This window comes from Parafilimonas sp., from assembly GCF_051953455.1.
In the GTDB taxonomy this organism is placed as follows: Bacteria; Bacteroidota; Bacteroidia; order Chitinophagales; family Chitinophagaceae; genus Parafilimonas.
In genome coordinates, this window is sequence record NZ_JBQCIT010000055.1 from 141,944 (window position 1) to 157,463 (window position 15,520).

Consider the following 15,520-nt stretch of genomic DNA (forward strand, 5'->3'; position numbering starts at 1 on the left):
ACATGAAAACACGTTTACTCTCGCTTGTAATGCTCGGCCTTGCATTGCAGGGCTTTTCTCAAAACAATTTAAAAGCGCTTATCAGGGGCGAAAATGGTACCACCAAACATTTTGTAAAGCTGGCGCAGGATCAGCAACTGCCGTTTAACACTTTGCAGGCAGCTAAAATGCTTGGTTTAAGCGATAAGAGTTCGCTTGTGCTGAAAAGCACTGAAAAAGATAACCTTGGCTTTGTACATTACCGCTTTCAGCAAACTTACCAGGGCATCCCGGTTAATCATTCCATGTACATTGTAAACACTAAAAACGGAAAGGTTGTTTCTTTGTCGGGCACTGTTATTATAGATTTTAATGAAAGTGCCACTGCCACTGCTGCAGCTAAAATAAGCCCGGCACAGGCAATAGCCTATGCACTTAGAAATGTGGCTGCCACCAAATATATGTGGCAGGATAAAGGCATGGAAGCCGCTTTAAAAGCACAGTTCAAAAATTCATCCGCAACCTATTATCCCGCTGCAGAAAAATGTTGGTTTTCTGAAGTAGGCAGCGTTAACCCGGCCGATCTTAAGCTGGCTTATAAAATAGATGTATATGCTGCCGAGCCCTATAGCCGTGCATATTATTATATAGATGCTGCTACCGGAAAATTACTGGGCCGTGAAGAACGCATTCATACGGCTGATGTAACGGGAACGGCTAATACTTTATACAGTGGCACGCAAACCATTCACTCCGAACAAACGGGCGCTAATGCTTACCGGCTGCACGATCTTTCAAGAGGCAATGGCGTGATTACTTTAAGAGTGGGGGGCGATGATTTTACCAGCACTTCAGCCAACTGGAATTTGTCCCTGCCAGATCAAAACGCTTTGGACGCACATTGGGGCGTTGAAATGACTTATGACTTTTATAAGGAAATTTTCAATCGCAACAGCATTGATAATAATGGCTACACCTTATACAGCTATGTAAACAGAAAAAGCTTTTTATACAGAGATAATGCTTCCTGGAGTGGAACGGCCATGAATTATGGCATCCGGTCCGGAAGCTCGCAAAAAGGCGTTACGGGTATTGATGTAACAGGGCATGAGCTTACGCACGGCGTTACGCAATATACAAGCGGGCTGGTTTATCAGAACGAGTCCGGCGCTATGAATGAAAGCATGAGTGACATTATGGGTAAATCAGTTCAGTTCTGGGCAAAGCCAAATGATATTGACTGGCGCCTGAGCAATGACATGAACTGGTTTATAAGAGATATGAGCAACCCTAATGCTTACCAACAGCCGGATACCTATAAAGGCACTTACTGGGCTAATGGCGGCAGCGATAATGGCGGCGTGCATACAAACAGTGGCGTTGGCAACTTTATGTATTACCTGCTCGTTACCGGCGGCAGCGGCACCAACGATAATGGCGATGCTTATAACGTACAGGGCATCGGTATTGAAAAAGCTGAACAGATTATATACCGTACAGAAACTGCTTATCTTACAAGCACTTCCGTTTATGCAGATTGGAGGGAAGCCAGTGTAAATGCAGCGGCAGATTTATATGGCGCTTCATCCAACGAAGTAGCACAGGTAAAAAATGCCTGGGATGCTGTGGGCGTATATGGAGAAGATGAACCTGCTTATTGCGTTTCAAAAGGATTAAGTACAGCCAATGAATATATTAATCTTGTGAATTTTAACGGCAGTGATTATGTAAGTGGTGATAATGGCGGTTATGGTGATTTTACTTCGGTAGTTTCTGATGCGGTTGCAGGCCAGAACGCGACTATACAGGTTAGGGCAGGCTTTCCCGGTGTTGTGCGTAAAGAAGGCTGGACCATGTATATTGATTATAATGGAGATGGCGATTTTAATGATGCCGGCGAGAAGGTCGGGTCTGCTACGGTTAAATCTGCTGCTATCCTTTCAAAATCATTCAAGGTACCGGCTACGGCTAAGGTTGGCCTTACACGCATGCGCATTCAAATGCATTATAATACGGCCATTACAGATCCCTGCGCCACATTTGATCAGGGCGAAGTGGAAGATTACAGCGTAAACATTATTGCGGCCGGTGCTGCTGCCGAAACATTGATAAGCGATATTTCGGTATATCCAAATCCTGTGGTATCGTCATCAGTAAAACTGAATTACACGCTTGTAAACAGCGGCAAAGTAACTTTCAGGCTGGCCGATGCAATGGGCGTAAGCAAGAACAGTTATGAAGCAGGTGTTCAAGCAAAAGGTAAAAACAATTTTACATTAAACAATCTTTCTACCCTGCATAATGGTTACTATTATGTGGCTGTTGAGCAGGACGGCGTGATTATCGGGAAAATAACCTTGCTTGTTGCACATTAATCAACATGTTGATAGTTAAAAGGCTGCCGGTATGCCGGCAGCCTTTTTTTATGCCAGCATTAATATTATAATATTCACAGAGGTTAAGCTGGTTGCAATGTTGTAATTTCGCACCGCTTTTTAAAAGCAAGTTTTATAATGAAAGCAGTAACAATGCCATCCACAGTAAGTAATGAAAGAAAAAGAATCCATCCGCATAAGTTTACGCTTTGGGTTGCCCTGGGAAGTATTGTAATGATGTTTGCAGGGTTAACGAGCGCTTATATTGTGCGCAAAGCTGCAGCCAACTGGCTGGAGTTTGAATTCCCTTCGGTATTCTGGGTTTCCACCGTAGTCATATTATTAAGCAGTTTAACCATACATCTTGCCCTTAAATCATTTAAAGTAAGAGAAATGCGGCGCTACCGCATGCTCATAACCATTACAGCTGTATTGGGCGTTCTGTTTGGCGTTTTGCAATACTTCGGTTTCTCTTATTTATATAATCATGGCGTAAAAATTTTTGGTATAGGGAGCAATCCCTCTGCATCTTTTCTTGGTATAATTGTTGGCCTGCACCTGTTGCACGTATTAGGTGGTGTTATAGCACTGCTCATTATTTTCTTCAGGGCATACAGTTTAAAAACCAAGAATTATAATACCACAGCTATTGAGATCGTAAGCACGTATTGGCATTTTGTGGATATACTCTGGATATATCTTTTTATTTTCTTAAAATGGTTTTAAGAAAAAACAGCAACGATTTTATTTTTTAAACCGTAGCCAATACCTTTGCCACCATACAAGTTTTAAATACACATGAACACAACTGTTACAACTACCGGAATGTGGAAGGGCGGAAGAAGTCCTTTTAATGTTGAGTATGGCAAGCTGATGATGTGGTATTTTTTGATGAGTGATGCTTTTACTTTCGGCGCATTTCTTATTGCTTATGGCACTACCCGCTTTGCAACCAATGGCTGGCCTGATCCCAACACGGTATTCCGCACTTATCCTTTTGGCGGAGAAACACATGCCCCGCTTGTGTTTGTAAGTATTATGACCTTTATCCTCATCATCAGTTCTGTAACAATGGTGCTTGCCGTGCATGAAGGGCATGCCATGAACAAAAAAGGTGTTGCAAAATATATGGTGCTTACCATTTTGGGCGGCCTTGCTTTTCTGGGTTGTCAGGCATGGGAATGGACACACCTTTATCACGAAGGTGCATGGTGGGGCAGAAACCCTTTTCCAAATGCAGACGGAACTATCAGCACAACCAACTTTACCAATTTCTTCTTTACAATAACGGGCTTTCATGGCTTTCATGTGTTCTCCGGCGTAGTAATAAACTGCATTATGCTTATAATGGTTTTGCGGGGCGTATTTGAAAGAAGAGGCCATTATCTTATGATTGAAAAGGCCGGCTTATACTGGCATTTTGTTGATCTTGTTTGGGTATTTGTATTCACCTGCTTTTATCTTATTTAATTAAATAATAATTATACTAATGGATCATTCTATAGAATCTTTAGCTGAAGAAAGGCATGCAGGCGGAGGTGTAAAGGAAATATGGAGAGTTACTATTATCCTTTCTGTTCTTACAATTGTGGAGCTTGCATTAGGGTTTTCAATGATAGGGATGGATGAGCAAAGTTTAACGCGCCATATAATAAAAGGTGTAATTGTTATTCTTATGCTTGCAAAGGCTTTTTATATCGTTGCTTATTTCATGCACCTTAAGCATGAAATGCGTAATATGATAATGACCATTGTGGTGCCGCTTGGTTTATTTATATGGTTTATCACGGCTTTTCTTGCAGATGGAAATTCGTTTAAGAATTATAAGAATAAATGGGATCGAAACCATCTTGAACACAGCAAAGAAAAGATGCCTGTGCAGGAAGAAGGCACGCATCACCTCGAATAAAATTTTGTGAAACACTTTATATTAATAAAATACCATCGCACCTTTGCGGTGGTTTTTTATTTCGGCATTGCCGGGCAATATTTTTGAGCATGACTAAAAAAGCTTTACTGGCAGTAGCAATAGCTGTATTAATTCCACTGGTAAGTTATTTATGGCTTAAACAGGCAAGTGATAATGCAACAGTAATGCCTGCCCATTACCTGCCTGATACTGTTATAAATCACGTGGAAAAAGGCCAGATGATAAATGACACGGTCTGGCATCGTGTTGCTAATTTCCATCTGGTAAATCAATTGGGCGATACGGTAAGCCTGTATGATTTGCAGGGCAAACTGATAGTGATGGATTTCTTCTTCACGTCATGCGGATCTATTTGCCCGCTGCTTACAAAGAATATGTTGACAATGCAGCGCTCCTTTGCAAGAGGCGGCGACGTTATGTCTGCACCGGATTCATCTATTGTGCAGTTTATTTCATTCAGCATTGATCCCGAAACAGATTCTGTTGCAAAATTGAAGAAATATGCCGACCATTTTGGAATAGATCCCGGCAACTGGTGGCTGTTAACGGGCAACCGCGATACCATATATAATTATGCTTTTGAGCAATTAAAGGTTGATAAGTTTGATACAGTTCCCATCAACCCCGATTTTGTGCACACTACAAGGTTTGTGCTGATTGATAAAAACTTTAATGTTCGCGGTTATTATAATGGCCTGGATTCAACCTCGCTTAACAAGCTCTCCAAAGATATTGGGTTATTGATGCTGGCTGCAGATGACAATCCGCAGAAACTTCCATTCGATCCTGCTTTAATGGCTATATTTTTTGTTATAGCAGTTGTGGCAACTATACTAGTAACGCGTTTAATATTCCGTAAAAAAAATACAGATGAACCAACTACCTCAGCCGGTAATACACAAAAATGATAAAAAAGCAACCTGGCTTATCATTACATTTTCTATTGTAATATTTGCTGCTGTCAGCTTTTTGGCAAAGTTTAAAATTGATGTTGATTTAGGGTTTGATATTCACATTTTTGCCCTGGCCAATGCTGTCATTAATTCTATCATCGCTGTATTGCTCTTAATTGCTTTGATTGCTGTAAAAAGCTCAAACTATATTTTGCACAAACGGCTTATGCTCGCAGCGCTTATTTTATCTGTAGTGTTTTTGGTTTCCTATATAGCGCATCATTTATTGGCCGGAGAAGCCATTTATGGCGATGCAGATCATAATGGTATTTTAAGTGATGCCGAGAAAGCTGCTGTAAGTGATTCAAGACCCTATTATCTTATCATCCTTTTAACGCATATATTTTTAGCGGGCATTATTTTGCCGTTTATTTTGTTTACGGCTTATCGTGCTCTAACAGCAGAGTATCCCAAACATAAAAAACTTGCCCGTATCACCTGGCCCTTGTGGTTTTATGTGGCAGTTTCAGGACCGGTAGTTTACTGGATGATACAGCCATATTACACCTGATATAGTTTACACCCACTTATATATTGAATGCATTTAATTTACGAATTGCAGAAATTAACGCCTGCATAAAATTATCTTATTATCAAGCCGCTATTTTCGTTGTATGAATTTTGAAATAATAGAAAACATTATAAAAAACAGGCGCAGTTGCAAACCCATGCTGATGAATGGAAAAAAGATTGATGATGCTGTTATCAATGATTTATTAAAGCTCGCCGATTGGGCACCTACACACGCCCACACAGAACCCTGGCGCTTTGTTGTTTTTGCAGGCAATGCCGTGCAGCAATTTTGTAAAGACCATGCAGATCTATATAAAACAAATGTGCCTGCTGGAAAATTTGAAACAGCGAAGTATGAAAAGATATTGCATAACGGCGATCACTGCTCGCATATAATTGCTGTTTATATGAAGCGTGGCAACAATCCGAAAATTACAAGGGTTGAAGAAATATGCGCTGTTGCTGCTGCCGTGCAAAATCTTTTGCTTGGTGCTGCTTCTTTAAATATCGCGGCTTTATGGAGCACCGGCGGCATTACATTTCATGATGCTATGAAAACTTTTTTAGGCTTACAGGCCGAAGACCAGATGATTGGCTTAATCTATCTTGGTTATACCGATAGTGATATAAAAAAAGGTAGCCGCATCATTCCTTTGGAAGAAAAAATTGTTTGGAAAAACTAAGACTTATCTTTTATTCAGACAACAAATCGGAGAGCTGAAGCAACTCATTATGTTTATACATTTTGGCCGGTTCATCAAAGCAACGGGCCAGTTCTTCAAGTAAAACCTGTATTACACGAACAGCATTCATAGGCTTAAAATAAGAAGGTGCCGGCGGCACACTCATACGCTTGAAATAGTTCTCAATATCCTTGTGCGTAAAAGGCTGGCCGGAAGTGGCGTCTACATAAAAATGTATTTTCTTTTGCGGGTTGCCATTGTAAGTGCCGGCATCATAATCTTCATTAAAAAAAGCAAGTACAAACTGTTGCGGGATATTAATGGCTTTTACAGGAATAGCAAGTAATTCGGCCAGTACAAGATATAATATGCCGTTTGAAAGAGTGTTGCCTTTCCGTGTTTGCAACACTTTATGCATAAAGAAATCGTCGGGATTTTTATAGGCAATTTCTGCGCCTTTCAGGTTATAATAATTATAAACGATGCTTGAAATTACATTGGCCTGCTCCAGCGGCGTGAGAAAACTATTCAATTCAAGCCATACATTGCGCCTTATTTTTTCTATCTCCTGGATCACAGGTGAAGTTTGAAGATCCGGATATTGAAAGCGTGCAACCAGCAATGCACCAAACAGAAGATCATGATACGCGCTATCACGCCATTCGGTTAAATCACGTACAAGGTCTGAGTAGTGCAGCTTATGAATAATCATTTCAATACGTTCCTGCACAGCCTCACTTAATGTATTTTCCCAAAGATTTTCAAGATTGGGTATAATACCTTTTCCATAATGTACAATGCGTGTGCTCACCGTAGAAAAAACTTCTTCATCGGGATCATCAATCAATGTGAGCAATGCAGATATTTCAGCGTTTTGATGCATAAATCAGGCACAAACTAACATCGCTAACTTTAATTTAAAGATAAAATAAATAACATCTGTGTATAAATTAAAAAACAATATTCTTCTTATATAATATAACAGTTTGCGGATTGAAAAAATTGTATGCCGGGCCATTCTGTTTATCATTTATATTCGTGCCTCATCACTACGGGGTGCCTTCGGTTTAACCGGATAATTACAGGCTGAGATTATACCCATTGAACCTGATACGGGTAATGCCGGCGCAGGGAATAGAATCGTCTGTTATTGTATGCATTCCTGTATAACCAAACAGATGTATGAATTTAATTCAATGGCTTAATATTTTGTGGGAGCAGATAAAACAAACAGGCTGGCTTGAATGGCTGGGTGTTGGTTTTGGCGTAGCTGAAGTTTTGTTTGCAAAAGCTAATAAAATATGGTTGTATCCTGCGGGTATTATTTCTGTAATAATTACTATTTATCTTTTTTACACGGTTGGCTTATATGCTGAAAGTGCTTTAAATATTTATTATCTCATTATGAGTACCTGGGGCTGGTGGCTATGGATTTACAGGAAAGATAAACCGCCGTTGCCTGTTACAACATCAAATGCAAAAGATAAAAAAATAACAGTCGCTATTGTTATAGCAGCATTCATCTTCCTTTATCTCATCCTTAAAAATTTTACCGATTCACAGGTACCTTTATTTGATGCGTGGGTAAGTGCTACAGCATGGGCAGGCATGTGGCTGCTTGCAAAACGAAAGCTTGAAAACTGGATATGGCTTAATATAAGCAATGTCTTTGCCATACCACTTTTGTTTTATAAAGAATTACCGCTTTATGCATTGCTTACGGTTTTTCTTTTTGTAATTGCCATACAAGGATATTTTAAATGGAAAAAGATAATCAATGAAGAACAAAGCATTTGATAAAAAAACAATCGCAGCGTTAAGAAAGTATGCTGCTGTTGCAGATAAAAAAAGTGCATTGCAGCCGGAACAATTAAGCCTTATTTATAAATATGAATGGTTTAAAATTTTTGTTTCGAAAGAATATGGCGGCCTTGAATTGAGTTTGCCCGATGCTTTGCTTTTGGAAGAGCAGCTTGCATATATTGATGGCAGTCTTGGCTGGACGGTTACCTTATGTGCCGGCGCCAATTTATTTGTTGGTTATATTGATAAAAAAATAGCAAAACAAATATTCAGCAAACAAAAAGTTTGCTTTGGCGGCAGTGGTGCTGCAACCGGCAAGGCAGCTATTACAGATGATGGTTATATAATAAACGGTTATTGGAAATATGCAACCGGAGCACCGCATCTTACACATTTTACTGCTAATTGCATTATTGATAAAGATGGTAAGCCGGTATTGGATAAAAATAATCAGCACTTAATTCAATCATTTTTTTTTAAAAGAAGTGAAGTAAAGGTTATTGAAGACTGGCATACGCCCGGCCTTAAAGCAACGGCAGGCCATAGTTTTTCTGTTGAAAATTTATATGTGCCGAATGAAAGATCATTTATTATTAATGCTGAAACAGTCACACATAACGATGCTGTTTTTCTATTCCCTTTTTTGCAGTTCGCAGAATTAACGCTTGCCGTAAATACGCTTGGAATGACAAGTCATTTGTTAGAAGAAGCAAATGCCGTCATAAATAAAAGACGGCAATTAAAAAAGATTACAATAAGGCAGTATGATTATTCAAATAAATTAATTGGAGATGCCAGCAACAAGATTGAAATGCTTCGCACAAAATTCTATGAAACTGCTGCAACTGCGTGGAATGAGCTTTTGATAAAGAAAAATATCCCGGTAAAAACGCTAAATAATATTAGTAACCTAAGCGCCCGGCTTGTAAAAGAATGCCGGGCCCGCGTTGCCGCTGTTTATCCTTATTGCGGGTTATCTGCAATAAACGGTAAAACAGAAATAGAAAGAATCTTCAGGGATGTATTTACGGCAAGCCAGCACAGTTTGCTGAATTATACCGGATAGAATGACCGTAAAACTATTTCTTCTTTTTTCTCGCAGATTTCTTTGGCGGGTTAGCTTTTAATTCTTCAATAATCTTTTTGGCTTCTTCAACCGTTAAATCTGCGGCGCGTTCCTGCTGCTCTTTGGTAAGCTTATAATTACGCAATCCCACTTTTAAATAAGGACCGTAAGGGCCACGCAGCACCTGTATCTTTTCTTTTTCAAAAACCTTTATCGTACGTTCTTCTTTTGCCTGCCGCTTCTCTTTTATAATAGGAATGGCTTCTTCCAGTGTTATACTGTAAGGATCGTACTCCTTACTTAAAGAATAGAATTTTTTATTGTGCGCAACAAAAGGCCCAAACCTGCCGATGTTTACCGTTACATCTTCATTTTCAAACTGTCCTAAATTTCTAGGTAGCTTGAATAACTCCATCGCTTCATCAAAGCTGATGGTTTCAATACTTTGCGTGGGCTTTAGTTTTGCAAAGCGAGGTTTATCTTCATCGTTCACATCGCCAATCTGTACCATTGGCCCATAACGCCCCATACGTGCAACCACTTTTTTTCCGGATGCTTCATCCACGCCTAATTCTCTTTCACCTTTTATGCGTTCTGCATTTTCAAGTGTGTGTTCAACATCTTTTTTAAATGGTTTATAAAAGCCATCAATAGTTTTTTCCCATTGCTTTTTACCTTCTGCAATTTCATCAAACTCATCTTCCAACTTTGCAGTAAAGCCGTAATCCATTATGTCAGAAAAATACTCCACCAAAAAATCTGTTATTACCAAACCAAGATCAGTGGGAAATAATTTAGAACGTTCTGCGCCGGTGGTTTCACTTTCTGTTTTCTTGCTGATATTATCCTGCTTTAAAACCAATACACGGTAATTCCTCAAAACGCCTTCTTTGTCGCGCTTCTCCACATAACCGCGTTTTAAGATAGTTGATATTGTGGGCGCATAAGTAGAAGGCCGGCCAATGCCCAGCTCTTCCAGCTTCTTTACAAGCGAAGCCTCCGTATATCTTGGTGCTGGCCTTGTAAAACGTTCAATGGCCTGCATTTGATTAAGCGTTAACGACTGGCCCACGCTAAGTTGCGGCAACATGCCTTCCGCATCTTCTTCCGTTACATCTTCTTCATCCTTGTCTTCCATGTAAACTTTAAGAAAGCCGTCAAATTTCAACACTTCACCTTGCGCCGACAATTCCTGGTTATTGGTTGATATAGCAATCTTTGCTGTTGTTTTTTCAAGTTCGGCATCACTCATCTGGCTGGCGATAGTGCGCTTCCATATTAATTCATACAAACGTTTTGTATCACTATCGTCAACACTTGTATTTTCCATATAGGTCGGCCTGATCGCCTCATGCGCTTCCTGCGCACTTTCATTCTTATTCCTGAATTTGCGTGGTTGCAAATATTTATCGCCATATTGTTTGCTGATGTTTGAATGAATATCATTCAATGCAGTGTCACTTAAATTCACACTGTCCGTACGCATATAAGTAATATTACCGCTTTCATATAGTTTTTGGGCGAGCAGCATTGTTTTGCTCACGCTGTAACCCAGTTTACGGCTTGCTTCCTGTTGCAGAGTGGATGTGGTGAATGGCGCCGCGGGAGATTTTTTTGCGGGCTTCACCTGTATATCACTTACCTTATAATTGGCGCCTACACAGCTTTGCAAAAACGTTTCAGCATCTTCTGCATTTTTCTGGCGGCTGCCTTCAGCTTTAAAACTTACATTTTTATTATTGATATCCTGCCCGCTAAAAACAGCTTCAATTTTAAAGCTGCTTACCGGTTCAAAAGCATTTATTTCCCTTTCCCTTTCAGCAATTAAACGCACGGCCACACTTTGTACACGGCCCGCGCTTAAAGAATTGCGCATACTCATTTTGCGCCATAATACAGGGCTTATTTCAAAACCAACAATGCGGTCTAAAATTCTTCTTGCCTGTTGCGCATCCACTAAATTCATATCCACCGTGCGCGGATGCTGCACCGCCCTTTGAATGGCGGGTTTTGTTATTTCATGAAAAACGATGCGCTTTGTTTTTACAGGATCCAGTCCAAGTACTTCGCATAAATGCCAGCTTATCGCTTCCCCTTCACGGTCCTCATCCGTTGCCAGCCAAACTTCACCGGCTTTTTTTGCAACAGATTTTAATTCCTTTACAACTTTTTGTTTGTCTTCCGGAATAATATAACGGGGGGAATAATTATGTTTTATATCAATACCCATGTCATCTTTTTCAAGGTCACGGATATGCCCATATGAGCTCTTTACCTCGAAATCGCTGCCAAGGTATTTTTCAATGGTTTTGGCCTTTGCCGGACTTTCCACTATCAATAAATTCTTTGCCATTCACTTTTATTTTTTGTTGACCAGCAACCTAACGCTACAGTCTTTTATTCATTCAGGGCCTGACAGATGCATTATGAATTTCATTTTTTTATTATTCTGAGGATGTTTTCTGCATTGGCCTGAAACGGTGCAATATTAAAACAAACAAATTAAAGGCATGAAACATTGAGTTAAAACCGGTTTTTAAAGAGCGATTTCTGGCTGCAAGTTTCATTTATTAAATTGTTTTTAGAAAAATGTTCAATATTCAACAAAACAATACGCCTGTTCAATTATAAAACCATTGCAGGTTGAGCATTGTATATTGAACATGGAGTATTGAATATTACATTTCAAACCACGCATTACTAATCACTTATCAACCGATCCTCTTCTTGCCATCTATCAACTGTTCATTATCTTTAGCGCATAAGCTTGCAATTATGAACAGAAGAAAATTTATCAAAAACACATCTGCCGCTGCTGCAGGAATTACTATTTTAAACTTCCCGGTATTTGGAAAAAATGCACCCAGTAATAAAGTTGTTTTAGCCGTAATGGGCGTTAACAGCCGGGGCAGTTATCTTGCAAAATCGTTTGCTTCATTGCCTAATGTTGAAGTGGCTTATATATGTGATGTGGAAGATGGCGCCATTAAAAACGGCCTTGATGCGTTAAAAGATGCACCGCGCAAACCCACTGTTATAAAAGATATCAGGAAGCTGCTTAAGCAAAATGATTTTGATGCGCTGGCAGTAGCTGCACCCGATCACTGGCATACGCCGGCGGCAATTTTAGGCGTACAAAATGGTAAACATGTGTATGTTGAAAAACCTTGTGGCCAAAACCCGCATGAAGGCGAGCTGATATCACAGGCATATTCAAAATATGGCAAACATATCCAGATGGGCAACCAGCGCCGCTCTATGCCTACATTGATAGAAGCGGCAAAGCTTATACAAGAAGGTATTATCGGTAAGGCATATTTCGCAAAAGCATGGTACGCCAATAACCGTGCGTCTATTGGTGTTGGAAAAGTTATTCCTGTGCCTTCAACACTGGATTGGGATTTATGGCAGGGGCCTGCGCCGCGCAAACAATTTAAAGATAACATAGTGCATTATAACTGGCATTGGTTCTGGAACTGGGGCACGGGCGAAGCCTGCAATAATGGTACGCATGAAATTGATTGCTGTCGCTGGTTTTTAGAACTTGATTATCCTACAAAAGTTACATCCGGCGGAGGCCGTTATGCATTTAAAGATGATTGGGAAACGACTGACACGCAGGTAGCCTCATTTGAATTTGGCGATGAAAAAGCAATAACATGGGAAAGCCGCAGTTGTAATAACTATCCTGTTGAAGGTGAAAGCCGCGGCTTTATTATTTATGGTGATGGCGGAACATTGGTGAATGATGGTGGCGGCGGTTATAAAATATTCGATACAAAAAATAAACTGGTAAAAGAAGGTAAAACAGATGTTGCTGCAGAAGCCAATAATCTTGTAAGCTCAACGGGCAATCTTGATTTATATCATTTTCAAAATTTTGTTGATACGGTTAGGGGAGAAGCAAAGCTCAATTCGCCTGTTGATGAAGGCAGCAAATCTGTGTTGCTTTGCCATTTGGCAAATATTGCACAGCGTACCGGTGGTGTATTGCATTGTGACCCTTCCAATGGCCATATTCTTAATAATACTGAAGCCATGAAGTTATGGCAAAGGGAATATGAAAAAGGCTGGAAGCCTGTTATATAATCGTAGTATCATGCAGAAAACATTTCTTACTGCGGCATGGCGAAACCTTGTAATGGCAAATTATAGAATTGACCCGTTATTGCTGCATCCATATCTTCCTTATAAAACTGAACTTGATACATTTAACGGAAAGTATTTTGTAAGTCTTGTTGGCTTTATGTTCCAGGACGTGAGAGTGATGGGAATATCATTTCCTTTTCATACAAGCTTTGAAGAAATAAACCTGCGTTTTTATGTCCGCTATAAACAAAACAATGAACGGAGGCGCGGCGTTGTGTTTATAAAAGAAATTGTATCAAAGCGCATGATAAGTTTTGTGGCAAATACTTTATATGGAGAAAATTATAGTACGCTTCCAACAAAACACACATGGAGCAGGAATAATGATGATTTAAGTATTGGATATGAATGGAAAGTTGGCAAACAATGGAATCATATAAATTGTATTGCATCAGGCGAGTCCGAAATCATTACTGAAAATTCGGCTGAAGAATTTATTACCGAACATTATTGGGGCTATACCTGCATTAATAAAACATGCGCCGGTGCTTACGAAGTTCAGCATCCAAAGTGGAAGGTGCATAAAGTAAAGTCTTATGATATTATTTGCAGTGCAAAAGAATTGTATGGACAGGCATTTTATGAAACGTTAAACCATCCACCTGAATCTGTATTTCTTGCAGAAGGTTCTGCTATAAAAGTATTAAAAGGTGAGAAGCTTTTTTAATTAATAAACTGTAGAAAGCGGTGCTTTTTGCTGCTCAGAATGCAGTGATGGTGCAGGTTCGGCCGCTCATCATTTAAAGCAGTTTAGTCCGAAAAACCGGGACAGGAACATGGGCTGCCATTAAATATCAATGCGGTAACAACAAAATAAAAAAGCTTCGCTCATGCGAAGCTTTTTAAAATTATATAAGTACTTATATATTATTTAGCCTTATCAAAATTTTCCTGCACTTTTTTCCAGTTGATAACATTCCAGATCGCAGCTAAATAATCAGGGCGTTTGTTTTGATATTTTAAATAATAAGCGTGCTCCCAAACATCAACACCAAGAATGGGTGTGCCCTTTACTTCAGCCACATCCATTAACGGGTTATCCTGGTTAGGCGTTGAAGTAACTTCAAGCTTACCATCTTTTACAATAAGCCAGGCCCAGCCACTTCCAAAACGGGTGGCGCCTGCAGTATTAAACTTTGTTTTAAATTCATCAAAAGAACCAAAAGTGCTGTTAATAGCCTCAGCCAAACTGCCCGAAGGTGCACCGCTATCAGCAGATAAAATATCCCAGAAGAAAGTGTGATTCCAGTGGCCGCCGCCATTGTTGCGAACAGCGGGTGAAATTTTACCGGCATTAGCAATCAGGTCTTCAAGTGATTTATTTTCATGTTCCGTTCCGGCAATTGCTTTATTAAGGTTATCTACGTACGCCTGGTGATGTTTGTCGTGGTGAATCTTCATTGTTTGCTCATCGATGTGCGGCTCTAATGCATTGTATGCATACGGCAGCGGAGGTAATGTGAATGCCATAGTTATAAAATTTTAGATTTCTGATTGTAGATTTCTGCTTTTACAGAAATACAATTATTGTTTATAAAGGACAACAAATTTAATGCGAGGCTGGCAAAAACAGGTTAATTCTTTCTTATATCGAAAATAAGCCTTGCTTTATTAAGCTTTTCAGCGCTTTTGCTGAAAGAAAGTTTTCATAAGCAAGGCGCAATCTTCCGCCAAAACACCACTGCGTATTTTGGTTTTTGGATGAAACGGAAAATTGGGCGATGTTACGCGGCGATGACCATTCTTTTCATCAGCCGCACCCCAAACCACGCGTTGCAATTTACTCCAGTATAAAGCGCCCGTGCACATTAAACAAGGTTCAATTGTTACATATAAAGTTGCATCGGGTAAATATTTGGTGCCTAGAAAATTATAAGCTGAAGTAAGCGCCAGTATTTCTGCATGCGCGGTTGAATCATTCAGCTGTTCCGTCATATTATGCGCCCTTGCAATAATCTTTTGATTGATAACAATTACAGCACCAATGGGAATTTCATCTTCTTCATAAGCTTTTTCTGCTTCGCGCAGCGCATGCTGCATATAGTATTCATCATTCAATATCATTGATA

At 39.8% G+C, this 15,520-nt stretch carries 15 protein-coding genes and 1 riboswitch; of the genes, 11 read left to right on the plus strand and 4 right to left on the minus strand.

The window, feature by feature from the left end:
- The first annotated feature begins 2 nt into the window (after nt 1-2).
- The 7 genes from ACTHN6_RS19905 to ACTHN6_RS19935 all read left to right on the plus strand — a co-directional run bounded on the left by ACTHN6_RS19905 (nt 3) and on the right by ACTHN6_RS19935 (nt 6,433).
- The gene (locus ACTHN6_RS19905; RefSeq protein WP_440437534.1) at nt 3-2,354 is read left to right on the plus strand and encodes a M4 family metallopeptidase; all 2,352 of its coding nucleotides are present in this window, start codon (nt 3-5) and stop codon (nt 2,352-2,354) included.
- A 138-nt stretch (nt 2,355-2,492) separates the two neighbouring features.
- Nucleotides 2,493-3,080, plus strand: coding sequence for a cytochrome c oxidase subunit 3 (locus ACTHN6_RS19910; RefSeq protein ID WP_440437535.1), 588 nt, complete (start codon nt 2,493-2,495; stop codon nt 3,078-3,080).
- 72 nt (nt 3,081-3,152) lie between these two features.
- Entirely contained in the window at nt 3,153-3,824 is a 672-nt protein-coding gene (locus ACTHN6_RS19915) for a cytochrome c oxidase subunit 3 (RefSeq protein ID WP_440437536.1), read from the plus strand.
- A gap of 19 nt (nt 3,825-3,843) precedes the next feature.
- Nucleotides 3,844-4,263, plus strand: coding sequence for a cytochrome C oxidase subunit IV family protein (locus tag ACTHN6_RS19920; protein WP_440437537.1), 420 nt, complete (start codon nt 3,844-3,846; stop codon nt 4,261-4,263).
- A gap of 89 nt (nt 4,264-4,352) precedes the next feature.
- Nucleotides 4,353-5,192: an SCO family protein gene (locus ACTHN6_RS19925; RefSeq protein WP_440437538.1), complete on the plus strand. Its 840-nt coding sequence runs from the start codon at nt 4,353-4,355 to the stop codon at nt 5,190-5,192.
- Entirely contained in the window at nt 5,155-5,748 is a 594-nt protein-coding gene (locus tag ACTHN6_RS19930) for a DUF420 domain-containing protein (RefSeq protein WP_440437539.1), read from the plus strand. Before ACTHN6_RS19925 ends, ACTHN6_RS19930 begins: the two co-directional genes overlap by 38 nt.
- A gap of 103 nt (nt 5,749-5,851) precedes the next feature.
- On the plus strand, nt 5,852-6,433 hold the full coding sequence (locus ACTHN6_RS19935) for a nitroreductase family protein (RefSeq protein WP_440437540.1): 582 nt from the start codon (nt 5,852-5,854) through the stop codon (nt 6,431-6,433).
- A gap of 10 nt (nt 6,434-6,443) precedes the next feature.
- Here the strand turns inward: ACTHN6_RS19935 and ACTHN6_RS19940 are convergent, their stop codons facing one another.
- Nucleotides 6,444-7,316 carry a transglutaminase family protein gene (locus ACTHN6_RS19940; protein WP_440437541.1) on the minus strand — a complete coding sequence of 291 codons (873 nt, stop codon included), beginning with the start codon at nt 7,314-7,316 and terminating at the stop codon, nt 6,444-6,446.
- A gap of 159 nt (nt 7,317-7,475) precedes the next feature.
- Nucleotides 7,476-7,585: riboswitch (TPP riboswitch) on the plus strand.
- Between the two features lie 30 nt (nt 7,586-7,615).
- On the opposite strand from ACTHN6_RS19940, the gene pnuC reads away from it, so the two are divergent.
- Both pnuC and ACTHN6_RS19950 read left to right on the plus strand, forming a co-directional pair.
- Entirely contained in the window at nt 7,616-8,230 is a 615-nt protein-coding gene (pnuC, locus tag ACTHN6_RS19945) for a nicotinamide riboside transporter PnuC (RefSeq protein ID WP_440437542.1), read from the plus strand.
- Nucleotides 8,211-9,302 carry an acyl-CoA dehydrogenase family protein gene (locus tag ACTHN6_RS19950; RefSeq protein ID WP_440437543.1) on the plus strand — a complete coding sequence of 364 codons (1,092 nt, stop codon included), beginning with the start codon at nt 8,211-8,213 and terminating at the stop codon, nt 9,300-9,302. The genes pnuC and ACTHN6_RS19950 overlap by 20 nt, the downstream gene beginning before the upstream one ends.
- A 13-nt stretch (nt 9,303-9,315) precedes the next feature.
- On the opposite strand, the gene topA is transcribed toward ACTHN6_RS19950, so the two are convergent.
- Entirely contained in the window at nt 9,316-11,655 is a 2,340-nt protein-coding gene (topA, locus tag ACTHN6_RS19955) for a type I DNA topoisomerase (RefSeq protein ID WP_440437544.1), read from the minus strand.
- A 422-nt stretch (nt 11,656-12,077) separates the two neighbouring features.
- On the opposite strand from topA, the gene ACTHN6_RS19960 reads away from it, so the two are divergent.
- Both ACTHN6_RS19960 and ACTHN6_RS19965 read left to right on the plus strand, forming a co-directional pair.
- On the plus strand, nt 12,078-13,391 hold the full coding sequence (locus ACTHN6_RS19960) for a Gfo/Idh/MocA family protein (protein ID WP_440437545.1): 1,314 nt from the start codon (nt 12,078-12,080) through the stop codon (nt 13,389-13,391).
- 10 nt (nt 13,392-13,401) lie between these two features.
- Nucleotides 13,402-14,118, plus strand: coding sequence for a YqjF family protein (locus tag ACTHN6_RS19965; protein ID WP_440437546.1), 717 nt, complete (start codon nt 13,402-13,404; stop codon nt 14,116-14,118).
- A gap of 200 nt (nt 14,119-14,318) precedes the next feature.
- Here the strand turns inward: ACTHN6_RS19965 and ACTHN6_RS19970 are convergent, their stop codons facing one another.
- Together ACTHN6_RS19970 and ACTHN6_RS19975 are read right to left on the minus strand one after the other, a co-directional pair.
- Nucleotides 14,319-14,921: a superoxide dismutase gene (locus ACTHN6_RS19970; RefSeq protein ID WP_440437547.1), complete on the minus strand. Its 603-nt coding sequence runs from the start codon at nt 14,919-14,921 to the stop codon at nt 14,319-14,321.
- A 150-nt stretch (nt 14,922-15,071) separates the two neighbouring features.
- The gene (locus ACTHN6_RS19975) at nt 15,072-15,515 is read right to left on the minus strand and encodes a nucleoside deaminase (protein WP_440437548.1); all 444 of its coding nucleotides are present in this window, start codon (nt 15,513-15,515) and stop codon (nt 15,072-15,074) included.
- Nucleotides 15,516-15,520 lie beyond the last annotated feature (5 nt).